Below are 25526 nucleotides of genomic sequence, written 5' to 3'. Positions count from 1 at the left end.
CATCAGAAGATCACTGCCATGTTGTTGAAGTCGGCCCAGTTGGTTTCGAAGAGCGCCTTACTGACCCAGTACTGGGTGCCATGCAGCGGATCGTTGACCCGGACCTGAGTCGGGGATACCCCACTCAAGACGACCGAGTGCTCGGCATACGAATACCTCACGGCGCGGCCGTCCCAGGCGGTCCACGTTCCAACGAACGTGCGGATCCAGTTGGTCTCGATCCAGACCTGGACCGCGTGGCCGGTGGCGAGCGCCTGATAGACGGTGTCCGGTGCATACCCCTCACCACCGATGGCGTTAGTCAGGCCCTTGCTCTGCGCGATCGCCGTGATCACCGGGTAGTACACGCCGTATCCCGTTGGGATCCAGTCGCTGCCGTTGACGTTGCCGACGAATTGGCGGTAGGGATCACCCCAACGAAGGACGGTGTGACTCGGTCCCATGACCGGCGCCCGCAGGTCAGGACTTTCGAGCGCGAAGAGCGCGTCCTGACTGTAGTAATAGCCGTAGGTCGCCAGCCCCATTTGCAACGCGGCCGTTTCGCAGTCGAGCACCATGGTTTGGCGGATCACCGGAACCGGGATGGTGAACACCGACTGCGGCGGGGCTGGCGTTGCCGTTGGCCGGGCCGTCGGCGCAACCGTCGGAACAGCCGTCGGCGAATCGGTTGGCGCAGTCGTCGGCGTGGCGCTCGGCGTGGTGGTGATTGGGCTTCGGTCGGGCGTTGAACCACCCGAGTCGGCGACCGCCGTCTGGCTCCCGAGCGACGACAACAGGCTATTGCGGACGATGCCAGTTGCCCCGATAACAACACCGACCAGGAGGACGGCTACACCAAGCCGTCGCGTGCGAGTCGAGGTCAGCGAACGAAACACCGATCGCTTTCGAGTCGAGCTCTGCGGATTCATTTTTGCTTCCCTCCGAGTGGGTTTGATCGCACCTTGATCGTCCGGCCGGAGGGCTGGGCCAAACATCCGAGGAATCACGCAGCGGATACCGAAAAAAGAAAGAGGCGCCGGGGGGAACGGCGCCTCGAGGGAAGGGAAGTGGGCTAGATCAGTTCGCGGCGTGTGCCCTGGGCGAGGGTGCGACAAGCTTCAGCGGTGTGTATTTGGCCACGACATGAAACGTCTCGGTTTCCACCGCTACGGTGCGGGTTACCAAGCCGATCGACGTAAGCGCATCGATGGCCAGGAAGCCGAGTACGAGAGCAAGTGCGACGACGACAATCGCCAGCAGATGCGGGAGTTGAAACGGATGCTCCTGGATCCGCGTAGTCGTGGCCATCATCTTGTCTCCTCAGGTGCGCGATGCCTAGGCGGCCGCACCGCAAGCGACGAACGTCGCGTAGATGCTCGTCTCTTTCCGGCCGGCGCAGACGGAGTCATCGACGAGGAGCGCGTGATTCCGCTGCACAACCCAGAGGTCCACCGTTTGACGACCGCCGAACAGCTTGACGTGGGCGATGCCAGCGTCCGGGCTCATGATCTCGGCCGTAACGACGCGCGTGTCTGACGGATTCTGGGCGCGGGCGAGCGTTTGGCGCAACTCAGTTAGGCGAGCCTTCAGCCGGTCGGTGTAGGGGCATGCGCTGACGTTCCCGTCGAGACCGCAGACCCCGTAGCGCCCATCCTGCGCCAGCTTCGGAAACACCTGCTCTGCCAGCGCAGCGATTTGCTGCGTGGTCACGGAGCCAGATGGACTTGGTGTAGCGGCAGGCCCTGCGGTCGACTGGGATGGCCCACACGCTGACATCACCGCGGCCACGCCCGCGAACAGAACGATGATCAACTTGCGCATTTGTTTACCTCCCGAGCTATCAATTCGGCAATTCCGCCCATCAGACGCACGAAATTGGGCTTGCGGCGCAGACGCCCTTCGAGCGATGAACACGTTGGTTTCGAGGTTAGGGTCGAAAACGGTGGGCGCCATCCGTGGAGCCACGGACGATCTACGTAGTCGGGGAGGGGGAGTGCCAGCGACGGGCGCAGACTGCGGGGCCCTCCATTCTTTCGCCGCGACGTTGTGTGGCCGGCCCGTTAGGCCGCGGATTACGTAGTAGATCAGTACTGACCCGGATTTTTCTCGCTTCTCACAGACCTACGTTGGCCTCAATCAAGACACAGGAGGCGAGAAAAATGCGTCGCCAGGAAACGACCCAAGCTCCGACGGGACATCTAGACGCGCAGTTGGCCGAGCTGATCGAGCAAGTGTGGGCATCCGAGGCGCAGTGGAGAGTCGACGACCACATTGATGCCGTGATCAAGTACGGCCTGGGAATCCACCTCGCACCTTCCGCAGGAGGGTCGGGGCGGGAGGTGCCGCAGGCGTGAGCACCCTTCAAAATCTCCGCCGACGATGGACAGCGGGACTAGCGGCTCTGGGCGCGCTCATCCCCTTGACGGCTGCCGCCACCCCGGTCTTCGCCGACTCGGGCCCGGACTATGCGGCTGTCGACCGTTATGTGCAGGACCAGGTCAACGAGGCGCGCATTCCGGGGCTCGCTCTCGGCATCGTGCACGGGGCCCAGGTGACCCATCTGCAGGGTTTCGGCCGGGCCGACTCCGGGGGACGGCCGGTTACGCCGCAGACGCCATTCATCATCGGATCGATCAGCAAGTCATTCACGGCGGTGGCGGTCCTGCAGCTGGCTGAAGCCGGGAAGGTCGACCTCGACGCTCCGGTCCAGCGGTACCTCCCCGAATTTCGCCTTGCTGATCCGCATGCCTCGGCTGCGATGACGACTCGACACCTCCTCAACCAGACCAGCGGCATCCCTACCTCGGCTGGCATCACGCCCCTCAGCGAGCCGGTCAGCTCGTTAGAAGCCCAGGTTCGGGCCCTGGTGACAGTGACCCCGTCTGCCCAGCCTGGTCGGCAGTACGAGTACTCCAACTCCAACTATGAGGTGCTCGGCCGGCTGGTCGAGACCGTCTCGGGCCAGGGATACGGCGACTATGTCCAGGAGCACATCTTCGCCCCGCTGGGCATGGAGCACAGCTTCGCCTCCCTCGACGCCGCAAAGCGTGACGGCCTGGCGTCGGCGTCGACCCTATGGTTCGGCATGCAGCAGGCCCATGCTCAGGGAGCTGGTTTTCGCTCGGACACGGTCCCGGCCGGCTTTCTGATGTCGTCGGCCGAAGACATGAGCCACTTTGTCGCGGCCCAGCTCAACAATGGGCAATACCCGTCGACTGGAGCGAGCCTCCTCTCTGCCGCCGGGGTCGCGGAGTTGCATCGGCCCGCCGCTGCGGCTGGCTTAAGCGCCCAGGGTGGGTCCTATGCGATGGGCTGGTTTAACGGGCCACGCAGCAATCTACGCGATACCATCTGGCACAACGGCAGCGCCGCCAGCATGCACTCGATAGTCATCATGCTGCCTGCCGAGAACTGGGGCGTGATACTCCTAACCAACGTGGAGTCCATCCTGTACGAAACCCTGGCCCGGATCGACATCATCGCGGACAACGTCGCCAGCCTGCTGACTAACCGGCCCCTCGCCGGCACGTTGGCTGGACTGTACCTAGTCTTCGACGCGGTCGCTGCGCTAGTTATCGCCCTCGCCGTTCGCAACCTCGCGCGCATCGTCCGCGGACGGCGGAAGGTGCGGACCGGCCGGCTGGCGCGGGTCCGGACTGTGTTCTTCCAATGGGTCGTTCCCATCTGGCGCGAGTTCTGGGTACCGGTCGCCATCCTCCTAGGCGTTCCTGCGGCCTTGGGCGCGCCGTGGTTCGGCAACCTGCTCAACGTCGACATTGGCCAGTGGCTCTTCGTCTTTGCCCTTCTGCTTTTGGCGAGCGGCATCGTTCGGCTGGTGTTGGCGATCCGCCGCCCGACCTAGACTGGACGCGATGGCGATCGCCGAACGCGTCAGCTCGATCGGGAACCTGCCGGTCGAGCTGACCAGCTTTATCGGACGGCGCCGGCTGCTGACCGAGGTCAAGGCCGCCTTCGGGAAGACTCGGCTGGTCACGCTTGTCGGGCCAGGCGGCGTGGGCAAGACCCGGCTCGGCCTGCGCGCCGCGGCTGAATTGCGGCGAACGGCCCGTGACGGCGCTTTCTTCATCGACCTGGCCGGTCTTGGGGACGCGCAGCTCGTGCCCAAAGCGGTGATGACCGCGCTCGGTCTCCTTGACCAATCGGGGCAGTGGCCGACGTCGTTGCTGATCGCGTATCTCTCATCGCGCGAGGCCGTGCTCGTCCTCGACAACTGTGAGCACCTGCTCGATCCGGTGGCGGTTCTCGCCGACGTCATCCTCAAGGAGGCGCCCGGCGTTCGCCTTCTGGCGACGAGCCGGCAGCCGCTCGGCATCGCGGGTGAGCAGGTGATCACCGTTCCCCCACTCGCCCTGCCGACAAGCGAAGACGGCAAGTCACGCGAACGCCTTGCCCAATCGGAAGCGATCGCCCTCCTGCTCGAACGAGCGACCGTCGCCGGCGCCGACCTCCAGATCACCGAGCAAAATCAAGGGGCCCTCATCGAGATCTGCCGCCATCTCGACGGCATGCCGCTGGCCCTCGAACTGGCCGCCGTGCGACTGAGGACGCTCGGCGTGGAACAACTCTTGGCAAGGCTGACCAACCGCTTCGCCCTCCTGACCGGCGGCAGCCGTGCTGCGCGTCCTCGCCAGCAAACGCTGCGGGCGACGATCGACTGGAGTTACGACTTCTTGACTGAACCTGAACGGCGCATGCTTCAGCGCTTGGCGGTGTTCGCGGGAGACTTTGGGCTCGAAGCGGTTGAGGCGGTCTGTGCGACTGACGCTGTTCGGGATGCCGCCGTAGACCTCCTCGCCGGACTCGTGGATAAATCGTTCGTGACCAGGGCTGGCTCGAGTGAGGCGGCTCGATACCGGCTACACGAAACGATGCGGGAGTACGCCTTGCTCAAGCTTCGGGAGGGAGGGGCAGAGGACGAGGTACGGGACGCCTTTGTCGCTTTCTACGCCGAGATGGGCCGCCGAGCCCGCGTTGGGGCCGAGTCGCTCAGGCTCCGCGAATGGCTCGAGTGGGCCGATCAAGAAGTTGACAACATCCGCGCCGCACTTCAGTACTGCCTCCGCGCCGGCCAGTACGCGCTTGGCATCTCGATCGTCGGCTCCCTGGGCTGGTACTGGTCGACCCGGGCTGCCAGCGAGGGCGTCCACTGGCTGGATACATTCCTCGCACATCGAGCCGGTGACCCAGAGCCGCTCGCCCAGGCGCTCTTTTCGCGTGGCTTCCTGGCGATGTTGCAGGTGGATCCGGCGAGCGCCCGGCCCATCCTCGCGGATGCCGAAATCAAGGCACGTGAGGCCGGCAATTCGACAATGCTGGTGCGCGTTTTGGCCGTGACGGCCATCGTTCGCGATCTGGAGGGCGATGTCCCGGCGGCCACGTCGATACTCGGGGAGGCCCTCCGCATGGCCGGCGCGTTGGGTGATCCTGACGCCACCGCCGCCGCCACCTTCGCCGAAGGGTTCAACGCGCTTGCATCAGGTGAGATGGAGCGGGCGCACGCGGTCTTCCTCGACGCGGCGCGATCCTGCCGCGAGCGTGGCGATCTCTACATGTTGGATTTCAACCTGATGAATGTCGGTTTCACCAGCCTCTTAGGCGATCGCGCCACCGACGCCAAGCCAGCTCTCGAGGAGGCCGTGAAGATTGCGCGGGATCTCGACGACCGCGTAGCCATGTTCTCGCTCCTCCTTGGCCTCGGCTGCCAGGCGGCGGCGACGCGAGACGCGCAACGCGCGGCGCGGCTGATCGGGGCCGCCGAGACCGTGCGTACAGAGAGTGGCGTTCAACTCAGCGGCTTGCTGGTGCCACTCCTCGCGCAGGCGCGCGAGTCGGCGATCGCGGTCCTCGGTGGGCCGGCGTTCGCAGCGGAGGTGGAGGCCGGTCAACGAATGAGCCGGACGGCCGCCATCGCTTACGCCCTGGGCGAGAAGAAAGAGCGCGCCGGGGAGGACCGTGCCAGCGCCGAAGTAGCCGCCAGTCCCCTGGCCAGGCGCGAGCAACAGGTCGCTCAAATGGTCGCTGAGGGTCTTAGCAACAAAGCGATCGCGTCTCGGCTCTTTCTATCGGAACGCACCGTCGAAACACACATCTCCAACATCCTCAACAAGCTCGGCATCAATTCCCGGGTTCAGATCGCGAATTGGGTACTCCATGACGCGTGACCACTACGTACCCAGTGCGTGCTTTCGCCGATGTTCCTCAGTCGTCGGTGAGCAATGATCGGGACATGCCGCATTACATCGTCGAAATCCGGCTCCCGGGCGTTGGCCGGTCGGAAGTCGCCCGTGTCGCCCGCGTGCTCAAGTCGGCGAACGACCGCCTCGCCAACATCGCGCGGGTCGTGACCGCCTCGGTCGGGCGCGACGATGGACGGCTCGTCTGCACGGTGGAAGCACCAACCGCTGACGCGGTCCGCTATTTGATGAGTACCGCTCTTCTTCCGTCCGGCCGGATCGGTGAGATCACGACGGTCCTGGGACCGCCCGATATGGGACCTGATCTGGAGAATCCGGGCCCTGCGATCGTGATGGAACCGTAACGGGTTCGCTATTGCGAACGATTCGCAATAAGATATAGTTGGTGCTCGGATGGCGACGGCGCGCGCGGTTTTTCGAAGCTGGCGGACGACCTCGATGACCTCCGTCTCCTGGCGACTGACCGGCCTCTTCGGCAGCGTCGCCCTGCTGCACCTGGCTGGGTGGGGCATCATGCTGCTCCTGGTCGCGCCGCGCTTTCCCGTGATGCTCGGCCTGGGGGGCCTGGCCTACGCGTACGGCCTACGCCACGCGTTCGACGCCGATCACATCTCGGCGATCGACAACACGACGCGCAAGCTCCTCCAGGAAGGAAAGAAGCCGCTCGGCGTCGGGTTCTTCTTCTCGCTCGGTCACTCGACGGTCGTGTTCTTGATCGCGCTTGCGCTCGGCTTCGCCACCCAATTCGTGGTCACCAACGTCGTCAGCGCCAACGGCCAGCTGAAGAACGTCGGTGGTCTGATCGGCACCAGTGTGTCGGGCATCTTCCTGGTGCTGATCGGGATCCTGAACCTGATCATCCTGCTCGACATCGTTCGCTTGTTCCGGCGGATGAGGGCCGGCGCGTATGACCGCGAATCCCTCGAGCATCAGTTGATCGCCGGTGGCCTGTTGACGCGACTCTTCGGCCGGCTCTTCAAGTTGATCACCCACAGCTGGCAGATGTACCTGGTCGGTTTCCTCTTCGGGCTGGGCTTCGATACCGCCTCCGAGATTTCTTTTCTGGCGATTTCGGCCGGCGCCGCGGCTCAGCACATTCCGCTCTACGCCCTGGTCTCGCTGCCACTGATCTTCGCCGCGGGGATGTCGTTGATGGATACCGCCGACGGCGCCTTCATGTCCCAGGCATATGGGTGGGCCTTTTCGAACCCGGTGCGCAAGGTTTTCTATAACTTGACGATCACGGCGCTCTCGGTTTTTGTCGCGCTCTTCGTTGGTCTCTTCGAGCTGAGCCAGGTGCTCGTGCAGCAACTCAACCTGCGCGGTGGAGCCTGGGATGCGATCCGCGGGATGGACCTCGGTGTCATGGGCTTCGTCATCGTCGGTGCCTTCATCGTCACCTGGGCCGCCGCCCTGTTGATCTACCGCGGCCTACACGTCGAGGAACGATGGTCGGCGGGACTCCGCCACTAGCCTAGGTCCAGCCATTACGCTGCGATCATGATGCAGGCCATCCTGTCAGCGCTTAACTCGGCCTTCGACATGCTCTGGGAGGTCTTATGGCCCCTGGCACTGGGTTTCATCCTGTCGTCCGTCGTCCAGACCCTGGTCTCACGCAAGGCCGTCGCCCGCACCCTCGGCTCGGACTCTCCGCGCAGCCTCGGATTCGCCACCCTGTTCGGTGCGGCGTCCTCGTCGTGTTCCTATGCCGCCGTGGCGATCGCTCGTTCGCTCTTCCTCAAAGGGGCAAGTTTCCCCGCGGCCATCGTGTTCGAGTTCGCCTCGACCAACCTGGTTTTTGAACTCGGCCTGATTCTGCTGATCCTCCTGGGCTGGCCCTTCCTCGGTGCCGAATTCGCGGGCGGCATCCTGATGATCGTGATCCTAGCGCTGCTCTTTCGCTGGACCCTGCGCCACCCTATGGTCGAGGAGGCGCGGCGGCATGCCGAGCGTGGCTTGCGTGGCCGCATGGAAGGCCACGCCGCGATGGACATGGCGATCACCGAGGGACCCTTCCTCCGCCGCCTCGTAAGTGGTCGGGCATTCACCGCGATCAGCCACAACTTCTGGATGGACGTGACCTCGGTCTGGACCGACATTGGACTCGGCCTGTTGATCGCCGGGGCGCTGGCCGTCTGGGTGCCGAACAGCTTCTGGCAGGGATTCTTCCTGACCGGCCATCCGGTCCTCTCCGAGATCTGGGGTCCGCTCATCGGTCCGGTGATCTCGTTGCTGAGCTTTGTCTGCTCGGTCGGCAACGTGCCCCTGGCCGCGGTCTTATGGAACGGCGGCATCAGTTTCGGCGGCGTGATCGCCTTCATCTTCGCCGACCTGATCATCATCCCCATCCTCAACATCTACCGGAAGTACTACGGCCGTCGCATGGCGCTCTATCTGCTCGGTGTCTCTTACGCGGCGATGGCGCTTGGTGGACTGCTGATTGGCCTGCTGTTCAAGATGCTGGGTATTGTTCCGGCGCACCATGCGGTGATCGCGCTACAGAGCGGTCCGACGCTGAACTACACCACGGTATTGAACGTGATTTTTCTGGTCGTGATGGCTGTGCTTGGCTGGCGGTTTCTCCGAACCGGCGGGCTCGAGATGTTACGGATGATGGAGATGCCGGCGGAGGCGCACGCCCATCACGATCATTCCGGGCATGAGGGCGGCGAGCTCACGTCCGGGGACGCGGCGCCGCATCACCCGGGACACTGACGCCGAGTGCGCGGGCCAGCACGCGATCCATCCCGGAGTGGGCAGCCAGGATGACACCTCGCGCCTTGAGCCGCTGACGCAGCTCGGTCTCCAGGTGGCCGGTGACCGCGATCACGACCGGGGCCGGGTCGCGCCCTGTTAGATGATCGATCAGCTCGAGCTGCTGTTCTGGTCTCAGCGTGGCCTGCAGGACAACCACCTGGTCACGGTCCCAGGCACGGGTTCGCGCCTCGGACGGACTGACCGCCTGGAGCGGAATTCCGAGCCGCCCGGCAGCCGCTCGGAGGCGCTGCGCGAACATGAGTTCGTCCTCGACGAGGAACAGCGTCGGGGCCACGGCTGCAGAATACTGCCTGATCGAGCGGGCCAGTCCTTTGGCTATCGCCAAAAAGGTCTTGGCGCTTGCTATAATCGCGCCCGGGAAAGTTGGGTCGAGGGCTACGGATCGCTCCGGCGAAACCTCTGAGATCCAAAGACAAGACAAAGGAGATTCGCCGTGAGCTTCAGCGACAAGACTTTGACGTGCCGTGACTGTGGTCTCAACTTCATCTTCACCGTCGGTGAGCAACAGTTCTACACCGCGAAGGGATTCCAGCACGAGCCGTCCCGCTGTCCCGATTGCCGGTCGATCAACCGCAACGTTCGGGGTACCGGTCGCGCCAAGGAGCTCCACGAAGTCGTCTGCGCCGAGTGCGGCAAGCCCGCCCAGGTCCCCTTCACGCCCACCATGGGCCGCCCCGTCTACTGCAGCGACTGCTTCGACAAGGTCCGCGCGACGAGGCGGTAACGCCCCGGGCGTCTCGCTGTAACGGCCCCGTCCGTTTGTAACGGCACGCGTAACGTTCCAAGCGCAGCATCGATCTGTGGGTAATGCCACCAACCCTGCGTTTCGCTTGCTCGACGATCCCGACGACCACGCTGGCGCGCGAGTCCGCCGGATCGGCGGTCTGACGCTCTGGGCGGAGACGCTCGCCTTTCGCACCACCGCAGCTCGTGAATTCGTCGACGTGACCGAACAGGTCGCTGCTGTCGTGCGCCGATCCAACGTCTCGCAAGGATGGGTCTCGGTGTTCTCCAAGCACACGACGGCCGCTGTTGTCCTCAACGAAAACGAGCCGCTGCTGCTGAAGGACATGGGGGCGCTGCTGGAGCGGCTTTCGGCGACGGCCGGCACCTACGAGCACAACGACCTGGGCCGGCGCACCGGGGAGATGGACCCCGAGGAATGCGCCAACGGCCACTCACACTGCCAGCACCTGCTGATCGGTGCCAGCGAGAACATTCCGGTCGCCGACGGACACCTCGACCTGGGTCGCTGGCAGCGCATCTTCCTGCTCGAGCTCGACCGGCCGCGCGACCGCCAACTCGTTATCCAGGTCTTCGGCGCCTGACCGGGTAACCTAGAACTCCTGGGGGCTTCGCGCCGCAGAAGGAGGTTCGGAATGCTCGAAAAGTTCACCTGGTACAAGCAATCCGCCTACAAGTGGAAGGGCGAGGGGATCACGGTCTACATCGATCCCTGGGGGCTGAGGACTCAGGAGGAGCCTGCGGACGTGATTTTCATCACGCATGCACACGCGGATCACTTCGAGCCGGAGGACATCGAGAAGATTCGCAAGAAGACGACCCAGTTCGTCGCACCTGCGGACGTCGCGGACAAACTGAGTGGCAACGTCAAGGCGATCAAGCCGGGCGAGTCGTTGGACGTCGCCGGCATCAAGTTCCAGACCGTGCCCGCGTACAGCACCGTCGAGCATCGGCTGCAGACCCATCCGAAGAGCAACAACTGGGTGGGGTACATTCTCAGCCTCGACGGGCACCGCTACTGGTTCTCGGGTGATGGTGATCCGAATCCTGACATCGAGCAGATCAAGACCGATGTCGCCCTGATTTGCATCGGTGGCGACCCGTACGTCATGAACGCCTCAGAGGCTGCCGGGGTGGTAAAGAAGATCCGGCCCCAGCTGGCGGTACCCAACCACTATGGATTCGTGGTGGGGGTGGCGTCGGACGGAGAGAAGTTCGCGAAGGAAGCCGCGCCGGTAAAGGTCCAGATCATGAAGCCGGTCAACGCCTTCGAGCGAACGGAGGCTGCGGCGCACTAGACCGGCAGCCAGCCGCTCACCAGGGTGCCCTCACCGGGGCTCGAGCGGATCTCGATGCCGCCGCCGAGCGCATCGAGGCGGTCCTGAATGTTCTGCAGGCCGGCCCCGCGCTTGGTCGTGGCGGGGTCGAAGCCTTTGCCGTTGTCGCGAACCTGGAACATCAGCCGCCCGCCGCTCATCCGCAGCAAGACGGAAACCGCCCGGGCCTCAGCGTATTTCTGTACGTTCTGGAGCGCTTCGAGGCAGGAGAAATAAACCGCTGCCTCGATCTCGGGTTGGTGGCGCCCAACGCCGTCGGCATCGATCGTGACTGGCACGGTCGCCCTGGCGCTTTGCGCTTCCAGTGCCCTGGCGAGCCCGCTCTCGGCCAGCAGCGGTGGATAGATTCCTCGAGCGAGGTCGCGTAATTCGTCCAACGCGTCCCCGGCCGTAGCGGCCAGCTCGTCGGCCAGTGATTTCGCGCGAGCCGGATCGCGATCGATCGTGGCTTTGAGCAAGCGAGCCTGGACCTTGAGGGCCACGAGGTGCTGCTGTGCGCCGTCGTGCAAATTGCGCTCGAGTCGGCGGCGTTCCTGGTCCTGAGCCTGCACGAGCCGCTGGCGGCTGCTCTGCAACTCCTCCAGCCGACGCCTCAGCTCCGTGCTGAGGTCGAGATTCGAGAAGACCAGCGCCGCCTGTTGCGCGACATCACCGAGAACCTTTTCCTCGAGCGGTCGTAGCCCGTGGCCCGGTCGGAGGTGAATGGCCAAAGCGCCCGCCAGGTTCGATCCCTGCCGAACTGGCAAGACGCGATCGGCGCCGAGCGCCGACAAGTCGCCGGCGTCGACCGCGACGGGGACTGAAGTCGGGCCTGTGGTCGCCGAGGGCCACGCCGCTGCCATCGTCATGGACGGACCCTGGCGAAGCCACACCTCAGCGCTTGCGGCGCCGGTTCCCTCGATGCAGGCCCTGGCGATACCGACGAGGAGTAGATCTGTCGCTACGCTCCGCCCGACTTCATCGCTGAGTTGGGCGAGGACTTCGTAGGGGGACGACCTCCGCCCGTACACCAGGCGGTTCGCGAGACGCTGTGTCCGCTCGCGCACTGGTTGGAACACGAGCGCGACGAGCGCCGTCGCGACGACGCTGAGGAGCAGGTTGTGCTGCGCCGTCCCACCGACTAGAGCGCCGATGCCGACGACGATCAGCAGGTAGATGGCTGTCAATAGGGCGGCGACGGCGCCGTAGACGAGTGTCCGGCTGACCACGAGGTCGACGTCGTAGAGGCGGTAGCGGAAGACCGCGATGCCGATCGCGGGCGGCAAGGTTAGTAACGCAATCTGTGGCGCGTAGGCGAGGACGAACGGTTCTTTGAAGGCGCTGATCGGAATCGCAATCGCGATCAGAACGACTGACAGGGTCACCCACTTGAGCTGCTGCTTTACGACCGCATCGGCATCGCGGTAGCGGATCACGAGCGAGACGGCGGCGGCGACGGCGCAGGCCACGAGCAGTGGGTAACCGAGAATCAACCAACCGACGCGCGTCATCGATAGGGCTGAGATCCCGCCAGCGAGCGGATTGTGTAACCCGATTCGGTCGTAGTGGACGAAGTCGGGACTCAGCGCGGCGAAGGCGGACATCACGATGACCAACCCGATGGAGGCGGCGGCGATCGGACGCCAGCGATGGGACGGCAGCCGACCGTTGGGGAAGAGGAGCGGGAGGGCGATGAGGAGGATGCTGAAATTCGGGATCCACACCCACGCGTTCAGCCAGCCGGCCCACTCCAGCGCTGGCAAGCCTCGGTGGTTGGCGACCGAGTACCCCAGATACTGCACCGCCCAGTCGTCGGCCACCAGGAAGGTCACGCCGGCCACCGCCATGAACCAACCGATCCGGTTCGGGCGGAGGATAAGGATCAGGCCGCCGACGGTCGCAAACGAGAGCGCTCCCGCCGAGATAATGATCGCTTGCGCCGGCGAAGGGACGGAAAGGCCGTTGACAGACGTCGCTCGCGTCGAGAGGCTGAACGCTATTGCGGTGATGGCGAGGGTGGCGGAGAGTAGCCAGGAGAACGCAGCGATCGGGATGGATGCCTTCTCAAGGCCCACACCCTTACTTTGCCGCATCGCTCGCCCGCGAAAAAGGGTGTTTTGGCCAGTCCTCGGGTGGTGCTGGCTTTAGTTCCCGTCGGCTAAGGGCCGGTATCCAGCCGACCTACCAAACTTGATTATTCGTTTCGACAGACAACGCTAACTCTGGGTCGGCCTGAGGCTTCGGGAACTTTCTCCTGGCGTCCCCGTCTGGATGGTGAACGTCCGCGGACGGAATAGGAGGAAACCCGATGGTAAACAAGCTCGTTCCCGCGGCGGCGGCGACCCTGGCGGTCTTTCTCACGCAGGCGCTCCCGGCGGCCGCCTGCGGTGGGCTGATCGCCCCGAACGGCGCGATCCGGCTCGAACGGGCGACGACGCTCGTCGCATGGCATGACGGCGTCGAGCGCTACATGACCAGCTTCAGCTACACCGGCGAGGCGGACAGCTTCGGCTGGATCGTGCCGCTGCCGGCCGTTCCCGACAAAGTCGAAGAGGGTGGAGGCTGGACGCTCCAGCGGCTCTTCCGTGAGACGCATCCCGAGCCGTTCAGCCTGGACTTGCGATTTGGGGCAGCGCCCCAGTCGGCGACTACTTCTGCGGAGGTACTGCAACAGGTTAAGGTCCGCGCGCTCGATATCACCGTGCTGCGCGGCAGCGGTCAGGCTGTGCTCGACTGGGCGGCTCAGAACGGCTTCGCCATCGACGCAGAAACCCGCGCCCACGTCATTCAGTACGCGAAGGGCAGCCCGGTGTTCATGGCAGCCAGGTACAACGCCGCTCGCGCGAAGTTGCAGCGCCTGATCTCCGGCGACGGCGCACCGGTGCTGATCACGATGAAGATCCCACATCCCTGGATTCCGTTTGAAGTGCTGGCGGCCGGGCAACAGGTACAGGCGGATCTCTACCTCCTGTCAGACAAGCCGGTCAACACCAGCGAGTGGCGCGCACTGATCGGCGCCTCCGGCGTCGGCACCACGGTGCAGGGCGCCGAGGGCTTCAGCCTCGAGTTCCAGGAAAAGATGACCGACAGCCTTTACCAGGATCTGTCGACCGACAAGAACATGGGCTGGGTGCGCCGCGACAGCTGGCTGACCTACCTGACGCTGAATGCACCCGACAGCAAGGTGACCTACGACATGAGCGTGACGCCGATGGGCATCGTGAAGGTCGCGCCGTTTGGCACCAAGCCGATGGCGATCGTCGATGGGAATGCGATCGCGGACCGGGCGCTCGACGCGCCGACCGCTCCGATGGGCACCGCGATGACGTTGATGATCCTCGCGATCGTGATCGGCGCGGCGCTCTGGATCCTCAAGCCGCGTAAGGCATAGAACGAACCAGTTCCAACCCTGGCCCTCCCCCGCATGCGGGGAGGGGGGCGGGGGGCAAGCCGGGCCGGCGGGTTCCCCTCCGCCGGCCTCTTTTATATGTTGCTGCGCGACTGGCCGCCATCGACCGTCCAGCAGGCGCCCGTGACCAGGCTCGCCCGGTCGGAGGCGAGGAACGCCACCGCGGCGGCGACTTCTCCAGGCTTTCCGAAGCGGCCGAGTGGCAGATCGGACCTGGTGAAGGCGGCGATCCCCTCGGGGTCGGCTTGCTGGCGGCGTTCCCAGGTGCTACCGGGGAACATCAGTGAGCCGGGCGCGACGCTGTTGACCAGGATGTTGTCTTGCGCCAGCTCCCGGGATAGTCCCTTCGCCAGGCTGATCTCGGCGGCCTTGGCCATGTTGTAGCCGGCCCGGCCGCCGCTCTCGCGGCCGTACACGGAGGCGATGAAAATGATCCGGCCCCGTCGCTGGCGCCGCATGAAGGGGACCGCCGCCCGCGCCACGCGCAGACCGGCAAGGACATTGACCTCCAGACTCAGCGAGTACTCGGCGTCCGGGGCCTCGAGCCCGGCACCGCCACCGCCGCCGGCGTTATGGACCAGGATGTCGAGGCTGCCGAAGTGGTTGGCGGCCGCCTCGATGAAGTCTTCCGCCTGGCCTGGTTTCGCGACATCGGCGGCTTGCGCAAAGACTCCGGCGTCGAGGGCGACGGCGGCGTCATTCAGCCGTCTTGCGTCTCGGGCGCAAATCGCGACCCGGCAGCCTTCTTCGAGCAGGTTCGCGGCAATCGCGTAGCCAAGCCCATGGCTGCCCCCGGTGACCGCAGCAACCCGGCCCTCGAGACCGAGATTCAACGCCTAACTGACTGGCTGAGCTTCGGCGATCGCAGGGACTTCCGCGGCAGGCGCGCCGTGGCTGACCAGGGCCTTCTCGGTCTTGGAATCGAAGAGATGCAGGTGGTGCGTATCGACCGCGACCTCGACGTTCTGCCCGGGCTGGATATCGCCGCTGCGTGGGTCCATGCGCGACGTCAGGGTCTTGCCGCCGATGTTCAGGTAGACGAAGATCTCGCTGCCCATGCTCTCCACGACCTCGACCTTGCTCTTGATCTTCGGCAGGCCGTCGCGCCCCGGGAAGCGAACGTCCTTCAAGTCCTCGGGCCGCACGCCCATGATGACCTCCTGGCCGCGAGACGCGCCGGCATCGGAAAGGAGCCGCTCTTCGACCGGGATCTGGAAGCCCTCTCCCGTCAGCATCGACTGGCCGTCGCCGCCGATTTTGACCGTCAGGAAATTCATCGCCGGGCTGCCGATGAAGCCCGCCACGAACAGGTTCACCGGGTGTTCGTAGAGCGTCTGCGGCGTGTCGAATTGCTGGACGATGCCGTTGTTGAGCACGACGATCCGGTCACCCATGGTCATCGCCTCGACCTGATCATGCGTCACATAGATGAAAGTTGTCTGGAGCCGCTGGTGCAGCTTGAGGATCTGCACCCGGGTCTGGACCCGGAGCTTGGCGTCGAGGTTCGAAAGCGGCTCGTCCATGAGGAAGACCTGTGGCTGGCGCACGATGGCGCGGCCGAGGGCCACGCGCTGCCGCTGGCCGCCGGAGAGCGCCTTGGGCTTGCGATCCAGGTACTGCTCGAGGCCAAGGATCTGGGCCGCGTCGCGGACGCGCTTGTCGATCTCGGTCTTCGGGGTCTTGCGCAACTTGAGCCCGAACGACAGGTTGTCGTAGACCGTCATGTGCGGGTAGAGCGCATACGACTGGAAGACCATCGCGATGTCGCGGTCCTTGGGGGCGACGTCGTTGACCACCCGGTCGCCGATCTTGACCGTGCCGTCGCTGATCTCTTCCAGGCCGGCGAGCATCCGGAGGGCCGTGGATTTGCCGGAACCCGAGGGGCCGACCAGGACCACAAACTCCTTGTCCTTGATCTCGGCGGTCATGTCGCTGATGACGACGTTGCCGGGGTATCGCTTGTACACGTGTTCGTAACTGACGCCTGCCATTGCGATCTCAGTCTATCCACGATCCCACCAAATACGCAAGAGCGAAGTTCGAGAAGTAAGGATTCAGCTATCTCTTCATTTGATATATGAGCTTCCCTGTATTGCTATGGCTGTGCTAGCTTCAATAATAGATCTGACATCGACCAGGTCAGGGGAGACTCTGGGGAAGTGCCAACGATCTACAGCGTCGCCGACTACGCCTACGAAACCAGGCTCGAACGGGCTTCCGACCGAGATCCTGGTCCGTTCGAGTTGCGGTTGCCAACCACAAGGAGGTACCTGGCAAAGATGAAACCGTTCGGTCATGCGTTCCGTGTCGTCCCGCTCCTGGCGCTCGCATTGGTCTCCGCCGCATGCGGCAACAATCCCACTACCGGTGCCAGTGTCAACGGCCCGGTGACGCTGCAGGTGTGGGCCAACGGTGATGAAGGGGACAAGCTGGCGGCCAGCCAGGCGATGGCCTCCTTCAAGAGCCAAAATCCGAATTTCACGGTCCAGATCACGCCGCTGCCATGGACCACCGCCCACGACAAGCTGATCACGTCGATCGCCGGGCGCGCCACTCCGGACGTCGCGATGATCGGGACCACCTGGATGGGTGAGCTGACCAAGCTCAACGCGGTCACGACTCTGCCGTCGTCCGTCAACAAGAGTGATTTCTTTGCCGGAGGGATGGACACCGCCTCGGCGAACGGGACCGCCTATGGCCTGCCCTGGTACGTCGAGACCCGGGTTATCTACTACCGCAAGGACCTGGCCGATAAAGCCGGCGTCAGCTCGTCGCCCGCCACCTGGGACGACCTGATGACGATGGCGCAGAAGCTGAAGGCCGGCGGCAGCAAGTACGGCATCAACCTGCAGACCAACGACTGGCAGGAATTCATCCCGCTGATCTGGTCGGCCGGTGGCGACATCATGAAGAACGGCAAATTCACCCTCGACAGCCCTGAGGCGGTCAAGGCCCTGACCTTCTACAGCGACTTCTTCAAGAAGGGCCTCACCCGGAGCTCGCAGCCGCAGGGGTTCGATCTGATCCAGGCGTTCGTCGCGGGCGACGACCCGATGTTCATTTCTGGGCCCTGGATGGCAGGTCTGATCTCGAAGGCCGGCCTCGACCAGTCGAAGTGGGCCGTGGCGCCCATGCCCAAGGGTGATAAGTCGGCGACCTCGTTCGTCGGCGGCAGCGACTGGGTCGTCTTCAAGAACAGCAAGAACCAGGACGCCGCCTGGAAGTTTGTCCAGTTCATGACGTCAAAAGACACCCAGATCAGCTGGTACAAGGAACTGAAAGATCTGCCATCGCGCCAGGATGCCTGGGGCGACCCAGCGCTCACGGCCGATCCCAACCTGAAGGTCTTCGGCGCCCAGTTGAAGGACGCGCATTCACCGCCGAACATCCCGCAGTGGGAAGAGGTAGCGAAGGCGATCGACGACTGGCAAGAGAAGGCCTCACTGAACAAGGCGACCCCGGCGGATGCCGCGAAAGGCATGCAGCAGCAGGCAACCCAGATCATCGGGGGCTAGCCGATGAGCGCCCAACAAGCGCTGGTCGCGTCCGTTCCGCGGGCGCGGCCAGCCGCCAGGCGCGGGTGGCTCAAGGAGGCCCTCACCGGGTGGGCCTTCTCGGCGCCGTTCCTGCTGATCTTTCTCGCGTTCCTGGCGCTGCCCATTCTTGCCTCGGCCATCCTGAGCTTCACGGACTTCAGCCTCGGCAACCTCGTCGACCCGTTCTCCGCGCACTTCATCGGGTTGGGCAACTACGCCAGGCTCCTGCATGACCCGAACTTCCTGCAGGCGGCTTTGACTACCACCATCTTCGTCGTGTTCGGCACCGTCTTGAACCTGGCAGTTGGGCTGGCGGCTGCGGTCGCGCTCAATCGCGGGATCAGCCGCTTCCGGGCGGTCTTCCGGGTTGGCTATTACCTGCCGGTTGTGTCGAGCATCGTGGCGATCGCGGTCATCTGGCGCTTCCTGTTCAATACCGACTTCGGCCTCGTGAACGGCCTCTTGCATACCTTCGGCATCGCAGGACCCGACTGGCTAGGCAATCCCACCCTCGCCGTGGGGATCATCGTCGCCCTGATGGTCTGGCGCAACTTCGGCAATGCGATGATCATCTTCCTGGCGGGCCTCCAGGGCATCCCGAACGACCTCTACGAGGCGGCCCGCATCGATGGCGCCAACCGCTGGCAGGAATTCCGCAGCATCACGCTGCCGATGCTGAAGCCGACGACGCTGCTTCTTACCGTGGTCACCACCATCGGGTTCCTGCAGGTCTTCGAGGAGCCCTTCGTCATGACGCAAGGCGGCCCGCTGAACAAGACGCGGCCGATTTCGATGTACGTCTACCAGCAGGGCTTCAACTTCTTCCACCAGGGCTACGCGAGCGCCATGGCCTACACGCTGTTCGTCGTCATCGCGGCGGTCACCCTCATCCAGTTCCGGCTGTTGAGGAGCGACACATGAGTGTGGCAGCCCCCGTCCGCTCAGCCATTCCTGTAGTCACCCAGGCCAGACCCGAGCAGCGTCCGTCACGTGGTGGCCGTCGCGAGGGTAATTCCTTGTGGGTGTATGCCGTGTTACTGATCGGCCTGGTCTTGCTGGTCGGTCCCTTCCTCTGGATGGTCGCCAGCTCGGTCAAGACGTCCGCTGAGCTCCATCACGTGCCACCGACCTGGATCCCGCAGACGTTTACCCTCGACAACTACACGACGATCTTCACCAAGCTGAACTTCCCACAGTACTTCGTCAACTCGGTGATCGTGGCCACCATCGTGGTCGCGTCGAACCTGCTGTTCTGCTCGATGATCGGCTACGCGCTGGCCAAACTGCGCTTTCGTGGGAAGAGCGCGGTCTTCCTGATCGTGCTGGCGACCATCATGGTGCCGCAGACGGTCTACCTGGTTCCACTCTTTGTGCTGATGAGCAACCTGGGTTTCGTCAACAGCTACGCCGGGCTGATCCTGCCGTTCGCCGCCCAGGCGTTCGGCGTCTTCCTGATGCGCCAGTTCATCCAGGGCATCCCCGACGAGCTCCTGGAGGCGGCGCGCATGGACGGCGCCGGTGAGTTCACGGTCTTCCGGCGGGTCGTGCTCCCGCTCCTAGGCGCGCCGCTGGCGACGCTGGGCATCCTGACATTCCTCGGCAGCTGGAACAACTTCCTGTGGCCGCTGATCATCGCGACAAGCGACTCGATGTACACGCTGCCGGTCGCGGTTGCGACCTTCTCGATCGGGCAGAACGCGATCGACTACGGCATGCTGATGGCAGGCTCGGTCGTACTGATCGCTCCCGTGCTTTTGGTTTTCTTGCTGCTGCAGCGGTTCGTGCAGCAGGGCATCGCGACAACCGGCCTCAAGGGTTAAGGAGGAATCAAGCATGGTTCGTACGCGCGTCTTCGGTGTGCTTTTCTCGATTGTCCTGCTGGCCGCCGCCTTCGCGTCGCCCGCGGCGGCAGCCGGTCCGGGTGACCAGGGACAGTCCAATTGCCAGGGCGACCACCAGGGGCAAGACTGTAATGGGTTGAGCGAGCAGCAGCGCAAGACGCTGATGGCGATCGCGCGCGATACCTGGAAGTTCTACGCCAAGGACGTCGACCCCCAGACCCATCTGCCGATGGACAACCTCACTTACGCGGGGGGTTCGCCTACACCAACCAGTTATGGCCGGTACACCTCGGCGGCCAACATCGGAGTGTACCTGTGGGCGGTCGTGGCGGCCCATGACCTCGGACTGATCAGCAAGCGTGAGGCGACGAAGGAGATCTCGGCCACCCTGACCGAAGTCGCCACGCTAAAACGCGATCACGGATTTCTTTACCAGTGGTACGACACCACGACCGGGAACGTGATCCTGAACCCGGGTCAATCGGATTGCTCGGCCGAGCCCAACCCGGTATTCGATAACTGCTACTTCATTTCCAACGTCGACAATGGCTGGTACGCATCCGGTCTGATCATCGCCCGCAGTGCGCTACCGAGCCTGCGGCGCCAGGTCGACCAGCTGATCGCGCCGATGGACTTCGGGCTCTTCTATGACGGTCGTCCACAGACGAGATGCAACGTCAACCCCGCCGTTGGCAATCAACCCACCGGCCAGATGTACGGTGGCTATTATGTCGGGCTTCCACCGGACGTGGGCAGCAACGGCCCGCACTACTACCATAACGGCGCCTTCTACAGTGATCCGCGAATCTCGGCGTACATTGGGATGGGACTGCACCAGATGCCCGGCGACGTTTGGTGGCGCAGCTGGCGGGTGCTACCGCCGAAGGCTCCGCATCCCGAATGCCAGGCGACTGACCCCGACTTCTCATGGCAAGGGCAGTGGCCGCACGGCGGCTACTGGACGGTCTACCGCGATCCCCAGTCGGGCAAGAAATTCGACGTCTGGGAAGGCCACTACACCTATCCGGGCGCGAATCTTACCTTCATCCCCACGTTTGCCGGCGGGATGTTCGAGGGCCTGATGGCAAATGAGGTCGTCCCGGAGACCACCTGGGGGCCAAACAGCTTCGGTCTTGCGGACGTGCGGACTCCACAGGTAGCCATCAGGTACGCAACCCAGCAGCTCCACTACCCGGTCTGGGGCATGTCGCCGTCCAGCACCGCAGACGACAGTGGCGGCTATGGCGGCTTCGGGGTCGAGGGCCTGACTTTCCCCTACTACGGGTTCGGGGCCAACGCCAGCCACCCGAGCAGCGGGTTGTCCCAGTGCCACGGCTGCGCAACCGAGGACGTGGTTACGCCGCACGCGTCATTTCTTGCCCTGGATGTCGCGGCCCAGCAGGCCTACGGCAACATTAAGGCCCTGCGTCAGCGCTATCCCGGGGTGTACGGGGCCAACGGTTTCTTCGATGCCGTCAACCCCGTGACCGGCTCGGTCGGCCATCGGATCCTGGTGCTCGACCACTCGATGATCATGGCCGCACTGGACAATGCACTACAGAACCGTGAGATGCAGCAACACTTCGCTCACGACCCGGTCGCGTGGGCGGCGCGTATGTACCTTTCGATGGAGACATTCTCCATCGCATCGCGCAACAACGACTGATGTCGACTTCGGGCCAGCCGCCTCCCAAGCAACGGGAGGCGGCCGCCCGCCTCGATTGGGAACGGCGGGTCGGGCATCGCCGCGATTCGGTCGCGGCAGCGATTGCCGAGGAGCTGCTGGCACCTGACGATGTTCGCGCCGAGGCCGGTGGGGGACAGGTAACCCTGCGCTGGTCGCTGGTGAAGGGCGCCGCCGGCTATGTGGTGCAGCGGTCGGAACGTCCGGATGGCCCCTTTACGACGATCGATCACGGTGGGGGAGACGTGCTCGCCGTGCCGGGACCATGTTATGCCGACACCACGGGACGTCCGGGTGTCGACGCCTGGTACGCCGTGGCGTCGCTGACCTCGGCGGACGGCACGCACGGACCGTTGTCGCCGGGGGTGCGGGCCAAAGCGACGACCAGGCCCGGCGCGGTTGAGGTCACTGTTCATGCGGGTGCGGTGCTGCGTCCGCTGGTCCGGCCCTGGCACATGGTCGGCTCGGAACATCTGACGCAGCTCTTCTACGGTCGCAATGATGATGGCTTCGATGTCGGCGAGGAGTTCGCGCAGGCGTTTCGCATAGCCCATGAGGAGCTCGGCGTCAATCGCGTTCGGGCGCACGGCATCCTGATGGATGATCTTGGCGTGTATTCAGAACCCGATGGCAGGCCCGCTTATGACTTCGCTGGCGTCGACCGCGTCTACGATCGGCTTCTCGCTCTTGGACTCCGCCCGGTCGTCGAACTCTCCTTCATGCCGAGGGCGCTGGCTCGGGATCCGCGCGCGACGGTCTTTGACTACCGTGCCATCATCTCGCCGCCGAAGGACTGGGGTCGGTGGCGCGGCCTGGTGGGCGCGCTCGCGCAACATCTGGTAGATCGCTACGGCATCGCCGAGGTCGCCGACTGGGGGTTCGAGGTCTGGAATGAACCCAACCTCGAGGTCTTCTGGAGCAGCAGCCGGCAGGAGTATTTCCGACTCTATGACGAGGCGGCCGCCGCCATCAAGGCCGTCGATGCGCGCCTCAAGGTGGGGGGACCGGCAACCGCGGCCGCCGGCTGGATCGCCGATTTCGCCGCCCACGTGATCGAGTCGGGCGCCGCCGTCGATTTCCTCGCGACCCATACGTACGGGAATCTCCCGCTCGATGTGGCGGCAACGGCCATGGACGTCGGGCTCGGACCCCGGCCGGTGTGGTGGACAGAATGGGGGGTTAGTCCTCGGCACTTCGCGCCGATCAACGATTCTGTGCTGGGTGGGCCGTTTGTCCTGCACGGCATGTTTTCGGCCATGGATCGCGCCGAGCATCTGGCGTATTGGGTCATCTCGGATCACTTCGAGGAACTCGGCCGGCCGCCGCGGTTGCTACACGGGGGGTTCGGCCTGCTGGCGGTCGGCAACCTGCGCAAGCCACGCTACTGGGCGCTGCGAATGCTCGAGATGCTGGGTCGTGATCGGCTGGTCGTCGACGTCAACGGCGACGGAGCGGAATCACTGGTCCAGGCCATCGCCACGTCGAGTCCGGACGGTGCCATTCACGCAGTCGTCTGGAACGGCACCCTGGACCAGAGCAAGCAGGACGGCGCCGCGCTGCTGGATCGAAATGTGAGGCTGCGGTTCTCTGGTCTCGGCGCGGCCCGTTACCGCAGGGAGCACTGGCGGCTCGATCGGGAACATTCCAATATCGCACGCCATTGGCCGGCGGCCGGCTCGCCCGACTGGCCGGACGCGCAAAGCTGGGCGAGGCTTCGGCAGGCGGACCGGTTGGACGCCCTCGTGCCGCCTGGGATGGTGGCCGCGGAGCGCGGGAACGCCGTCCTGGAGTTTCCGCTGCCAATGCCGGGTGCGTCCCTTATCCAGCTGGTTCCTGAGACCTGAGCGAACGGGCGTTTGGCCAGTCCCGGTTTCCGAGAGGAATGGTGGACGGCGACGTTATACGACTGGCATAATTTTGTTGGGAAGGGTCGATTCGTCGACAGCGCAGCACCCGGGGGAGCGCGCCCAGCCTACCCGAGGGATGTTGATGACACGTGGCAACCGAACCAGAGTCTCTTCTTCGACCCCTTACGCCCTCCGCCGGCCACAATGGCCGTGCGCGGGGCCTGATCTTCGACTTCGACGGCACGCTGGTTGACAGCTATCCACTGATCGAGGAGGCGTTCGCGCACGTGATGCGGACGCATCGCCTGGACGAGGGCGCGCGCCAGCTCTTCCGGCAGAACCGAGGCCTGCCCCTGCCGGAGCAGATGAAGATCGTCGCGCCACACATGTGGGAGGAGCTGGTTGCGACGTATCGCTCGGTGGATTCGAGGCTCGGCCATGCGCGCGTGTTCCGCGGCATCCCGACCCTCGTCCGGAAGCTTCATCAAGCCGGTTCGCCGCTGGGCGTCGTCTCCTGTAAGCGGCGGGCGCTGATCGAGGCGGAGCTCGAGGCGTGCGGCCTGCGGGGATTCTTCGGCGTCGTGATCGGCTTCGAGGATGTGACGCCGCCCAAGCCGGCGCCGGACCCATTGCTGGCGGCCATTGGCCACCTGGGATTGTCGCGCTCGAACGCGGTGTACGTCGGCGACAGTATGGTGGACCTTATGACCGGCAGGGCTGCCCGGGTGCGCACCGTGCTCGCCGCCTGGGGACTGACGCCGGAGCTTCGGGCGGCGTTCCGCCGGCACCGACTGTGGGCGACGCGGCCGTCCGAGATGCTGGGCCTGGTGCTGACTGGCAACGGCCACAAGCGCGCCGCGTAGCGACTGCTCGGTGCGGTAAGTATTGTGGTCTCTGGGTGATTGACAGACAGCTGTCGCACCTGTGCTGCACGATGGAAGCATGGGCGCGGCAGGCGATCGATCGGGGACTCCGCTCGCACGGATCAAGGCCGCCCTGGACGATCTGCTGGGCTGGCTGAGCGCCCAGGACGACGCCTCGCTCGGCGAGCCGCTGATTGAAATCCGCGGCGTCATCGACCGGTCTGAGTCGGTCTTCGCCGATGGCGTGCGCCGCTTCGACAAGTCGGGCGAGTACAAGGCCGATGGCGCCCTCTCGCTGACGGCGTGGCTGCGCTGGAAGTGCAAGCTCTCCGGCGGCGCGGCGCTGGAGCGGGTCGAGATCGCCCGCCAGCTGGAGCAGCTCCCCAAGACGGAGGCGGCCTTCGCAAACGGCGACCTCGGTTACCAGCATGCGGTCGTCATGGCCCGCGCCGCGGAGCACGTCGGCGCCGCCGCGGTGCGCAGAGAAGAGGCCAGCCTACTCGATGCCGCCCGCAGCATGGACCCGGGCCAGTTCGTCGGCGTGGCGAAGAATTTCGAGCACCGAGTCGACGCGGCGGGGGCCCTCGCCGAAGCGAACCACGCGTACCAGCGGCGGTACTTCCACATCAGCGAGCCGCAGGACGGCATGGTGCGGCTCGATGGCGTGCTCGATGCCGAGGGCGGCGCGACGCTCCGCGGCGCCCTGCAGAAATTCATGACGCCGGTCAAGGATGACGCGCGCAGCTATGGGCAGCGTAGCGCCGACGCGCTCGTGGAACTCGGCCGCCAGGGTGGGTCGGGCGGCAAGCGCACTGGCGCCGGCCCGCGGCCGCAATTGATCATTCGCGCCAGCCTCGACACGCTGGCGGGGACGCCGGGCGCGCCGGCGGGTGAGCTGGATGGCGGCGGCACCGTGCCGGCGGAGACCGTTCAGCGCTACGCCTGCGACAGTGCGATCATCCGGATCACCGGCCAGGGCGAGCTGGACCAGGAGCTCAACCACGCCAGCCGAACGGTCCCGGCGTCGACCCGGCGCGCGCTCGAAGCGCGCGACCGGCACTGTGTCTTTCCCGGCTGTACGCGGCCGCCGATCTGGTGTGATGGGCATCACCTGGTGTGGTGGACGCGGGGCGGCGCGACGGCGCTGCCCAACCTGGCCCTCTTATGCCGGCCGCACCACCGCGGGGTCCATGAAGAGGGCTGGCGGCTGGTCCGCCACAAGGACGCTCAATTCTCCGCGATCCCACCGCCGCGGCCGGTGATACCCAGCGCGCGATCAGCCTGAATCGCGAGCGAGAGCGATCGTCAGGCGCG

24 protein-coding genes are annotated in these 25526 nt (G+C 64.7%); 17 read left to right on the top strand and 7 right to left on the bottom strand.

Annotation, left to right across the window (positions count from 1 at the left end):
- Positions 1-2: 2 nt before the first annotated feature.
- The 3 genes from VHK65_14955 to VHK65_14945 form a co-directional block, all read right to left on the bottom strand.
- Positions 3-908, bottom strand: a complete 906-nt coding sequence (locus VHK65_14955; GenBank protein HVS07444.1) for a C39 family peptidase — start codon at positions 906-908, stop codon at positions 3-5.
- A 148-nt stretch (positions 909-1056) separates the two neighbouring features.
- Complete coding sequence (locus VHK65_14950; protein ID HVS07443.1) at positions 1057-1290, bottom strand: hypothetical protein; 234 nt, start codon at positions 1288-1290, stop codon at positions 1057-1059.
- Between the two features lie 24 nt (positions 1291-1314).
- The gene (locus VHK65_14945; protein HVS07442.1) at positions 1315-1689 is read right to left on the bottom strand and encodes a hypothetical protein; all 375 of its coding nucleotides are present in this window, start codon (positions 1687-1689) and stop codon (positions 1315-1317) included.
- 449 nt (positions 1690-2138) lie between these two features.
- Here VHK65_14945 and VHK65_14940 point away from each other — a divergent pair, with 449 nt between their 5' ends.
- From VHK65_14940 to VHK65_14915, 6 genes are all read left to right on the top strand, one after another.
- The gene (locus VHK65_14940) at positions 2139-2333 is read left to right on the top strand and encodes a hypothetical protein (protein ID HVS07441.1); all 195 of its coding nucleotides are present in this window, start codon (positions 2139-2141) and stop codon (positions 2331-2333) included.
- Positions 2330-3841 (top strand): serine hydrolase domain-containing protein, encoded by a 1512-nt coding sequence (locus VHK65_14935; GenBank protein HVS07440.1) that lies wholly within the window; start codon positions 2330-2332, stop codon positions 3839-3841. Before VHK65_14940 ends, VHK65_14935 begins: the two co-directional genes overlap by 4 nt.
- Positions 3842-3851: 10 nt before the next feature.
- Positions 3852-6161, top strand: coding sequence for a LuxR C-terminal-related transcriptional regulator (locus VHK65_14930; GenBank protein HVS07439.1), 2310 nt, complete (start codon positions 3852-3854; stop codon positions 6159-6161).
- Positions 6162-6226: 65 nt separating this feature from the next.
- The gene (locus VHK65_14925) at positions 6227-6538 is read left to right on the top strand and encodes a hypothetical protein (protein ID HVS07438.1); all 312 of its coding nucleotides are present in this window, start codon (positions 6227-6229) and stop codon (positions 6536-6538) included.
- Between the two features lie 49 nt (positions 6539-6587).
- Entirely contained in the window at positions 6588-7667 is a 1080-nt protein-coding gene (locus tag VHK65_14920; GenBank protein HVS07437.1) for a HoxN/HupN/NixA family nickel/cobalt transporter, read from the top strand.
- Positions 7668-7694: 27 nt separating this feature from the next.
- Positions 7695-8909, top strand: a complete 1215-nt coding sequence (locus VHK65_14915) for a permease (GenBank protein HVS07436.1) — start codon at positions 7695-7697, stop codon at positions 8907-8909.
- Here the strand turns inward: VHK65_14915 and VHK65_14910 are convergent.
- On the bottom strand, positions 8869-9246 hold the full coding sequence (locus VHK65_14910) for a hypothetical protein (GenBank protein HVS07435.1): 378 nt from the start codon (positions 9244-9246) through the stop codon (positions 8869-8871). The genes VHK65_14915 and VHK65_14910 overlap by 41 nt on opposite strands.
- Before the next feature lie 159 nt (positions 9247-9405).
- Here VHK65_14910 and VHK65_14905 point away from each other — a divergent pair, with 159 nt between their 5' ends.
- From VHK65_14905 to VHK65_14895, 3 genes are all read left to right on the top strand, one after another.
- A complete protein-coding gene (locus tag VHK65_14905; protein ID HVS07434.1) occupies positions 9406-9696 on the top strand; it encodes a zinc-ribbon domain containing protein in 291 nt (96 codons plus the stop codon).
- Between the two features lie 76 nt (positions 9697-9772).
- Positions 9773-10300 carry a secondary thiamine-phosphate synthase enzyme YjbQ gene (locus VHK65_14900; GenBank protein ID HVS07433.1) on the top strand — a complete coding sequence of 176 codons (528 nt, stop codon included), beginning with the start codon at positions 9773-9775 and terminating at the stop codon, positions 10298-10300.
- Between the two features lie 51 nt (positions 10301-10351).
- Positions 10352-11014 (top strand): MBL fold metallo-hydrolase, encoded by a 663-nt coding sequence (locus VHK65_14895; GenBank protein HVS07432.1) that lies wholly within the window; start codon positions 10352-10354, stop codon positions 11012-11014.
- Here the strand turns inward: VHK65_14895 and VHK65_14890 are convergent.
- The gene (locus VHK65_14890; protein HVS07431.1) at positions 11011-13107 is read right to left on the bottom strand and encodes a histidine kinase; all 2097 of its coding nucleotides are present in this window, start codon (positions 13105-13107) and stop codon (positions 11011-11013) included. The two genes, VHK65_14895 and VHK65_14890, sit on opposite strands and share 4 nt — an antisense overlap.
- Positions 13108-13340: 233 nt before the next feature.
- Here VHK65_14890 and VHK65_14885 point away from each other — a divergent pair, with 233 nt between their 5' ends.
- Positions 13341-14423: a DUF2330 domain-containing protein gene (locus tag VHK65_14885; GenBank protein HVS07430.1), complete on the top strand. Its 1083-nt coding sequence runs from the start codon at positions 13341-13343 to the stop codon at positions 14421-14423.
- Between the two features lie 92 nt (positions 14424-14515).
- Here VHK65_14885 and VHK65_14880 read toward each other — a convergent pair whose 3' ends face one another.
- Both VHK65_14880 and ugpC read right to left on the bottom strand, forming a co-directional pair.
- On the bottom strand, positions 14516-15274 hold the full coding sequence (locus VHK65_14880; GenBank protein HVS07429.1) for an SDR family oxidoreductase: 759 nt from the start codon (positions 15272-15274) through the stop codon (positions 14516-14518).
- Between the two features lie 3 nt (positions 15275-15277).
- A complete protein-coding gene (ugpC, locus tag VHK65_14875) occupies positions 15278-16432 on the bottom strand; it encodes a sn-glycerol-3-phosphate ABC transporter ATP-binding protein UgpC (protein HVS07428.1) in 1155 nt (384 codons plus the stop codon).
- Positions 16433-16600: 168 nt separating this feature from the next.
- On the opposite strand from ugpC, the gene VHK65_14870 reads away from it, so the two are divergent.
- The 7 genes from VHK65_14870 (at position 16601) to VHK65_14840 (ending at position 25497) form a co-directional block, all read left to right on the top strand.
- Positions 16601-17956 (top strand): sugar ABC transporter substrate-binding protein, encoded by a 1356-nt coding sequence (locus VHK65_14870; GenBank protein ID HVS07427.1) that lies wholly within the window; start codon positions 16601-16603, stop codon positions 17954-17956.
- 3 nt (positions 17957-17959) lie between these two features.
- A complete protein-coding gene (locus VHK65_14865) occupies positions 17960-18898 on the top strand; it encodes a sugar ABC transporter permease (protein ID HVS07426.1) in 939 nt (312 codons plus the stop codon).
- A gap of 95 nt (positions 18899-18993) precedes the next feature.
- Positions 18994-19797: a carbohydrate ABC transporter permease gene (locus VHK65_14860; protein HVS07425.1), complete on the top strand. Its 804-nt coding sequence runs from the start codon at positions 18994-18996 to the stop codon at positions 19795-19797.
- A 13-nt stretch (positions 19798-19810) separates the two neighbouring features.
- Positions 19811-21484 (top strand): glucoamylase family protein, encoded by a 1674-nt coding sequence (locus VHK65_14855; protein HVS07424.1) that lies wholly within the window; start codon positions 19811-19813, stop codon positions 21482-21484.
- The gene (locus VHK65_14850) at positions 21484-23346 is read left to right on the top strand and encodes a glycosyl hydrolase (protein ID HVS07423.1); all 1863 of its coding nucleotides are present in this window, start codon (positions 21484-21486) and stop codon (positions 23344-23346) included. Before VHK65_14855 ends, VHK65_14850 begins: the two co-directional genes overlap by 1 nt.
- Positions 23347-23498: 152 nt before the next feature.
- Complete coding sequence (locus VHK65_14845; GenBank protein HVS07422.1) at positions 23499-24212, top strand: HAD-IA family hydrolase; 714 nt, start codon at positions 23499-23501, stop codon at positions 24210-24212.
- A gap of 79 nt (positions 24213-24291) precedes the next feature.
- Positions 24292-25497: a DUF222 domain-containing protein gene (locus VHK65_14840; GenBank protein ID HVS07421.1), complete on the top strand. Its 1206-nt coding sequence runs from the start codon at positions 24292-24294 to the stop codon at positions 25495-25497.
- The last annotated feature ends 29 nt before the right edge of the window (positions 25498-25526 follow it).

Source organism: Candidatus Dormiibacterota bacterium (assembly GCA_035544955.1).
Taxonomy (GTDB): domain Bacteria; phylum Chloroflexota; class Dormibacteria; order CF-121; family CF-121; genus CF-13.
Note: the sequence above shows the minus strand (reverse complement) of the source record. Positions and strands in the feature narration are given on the sequence as shown.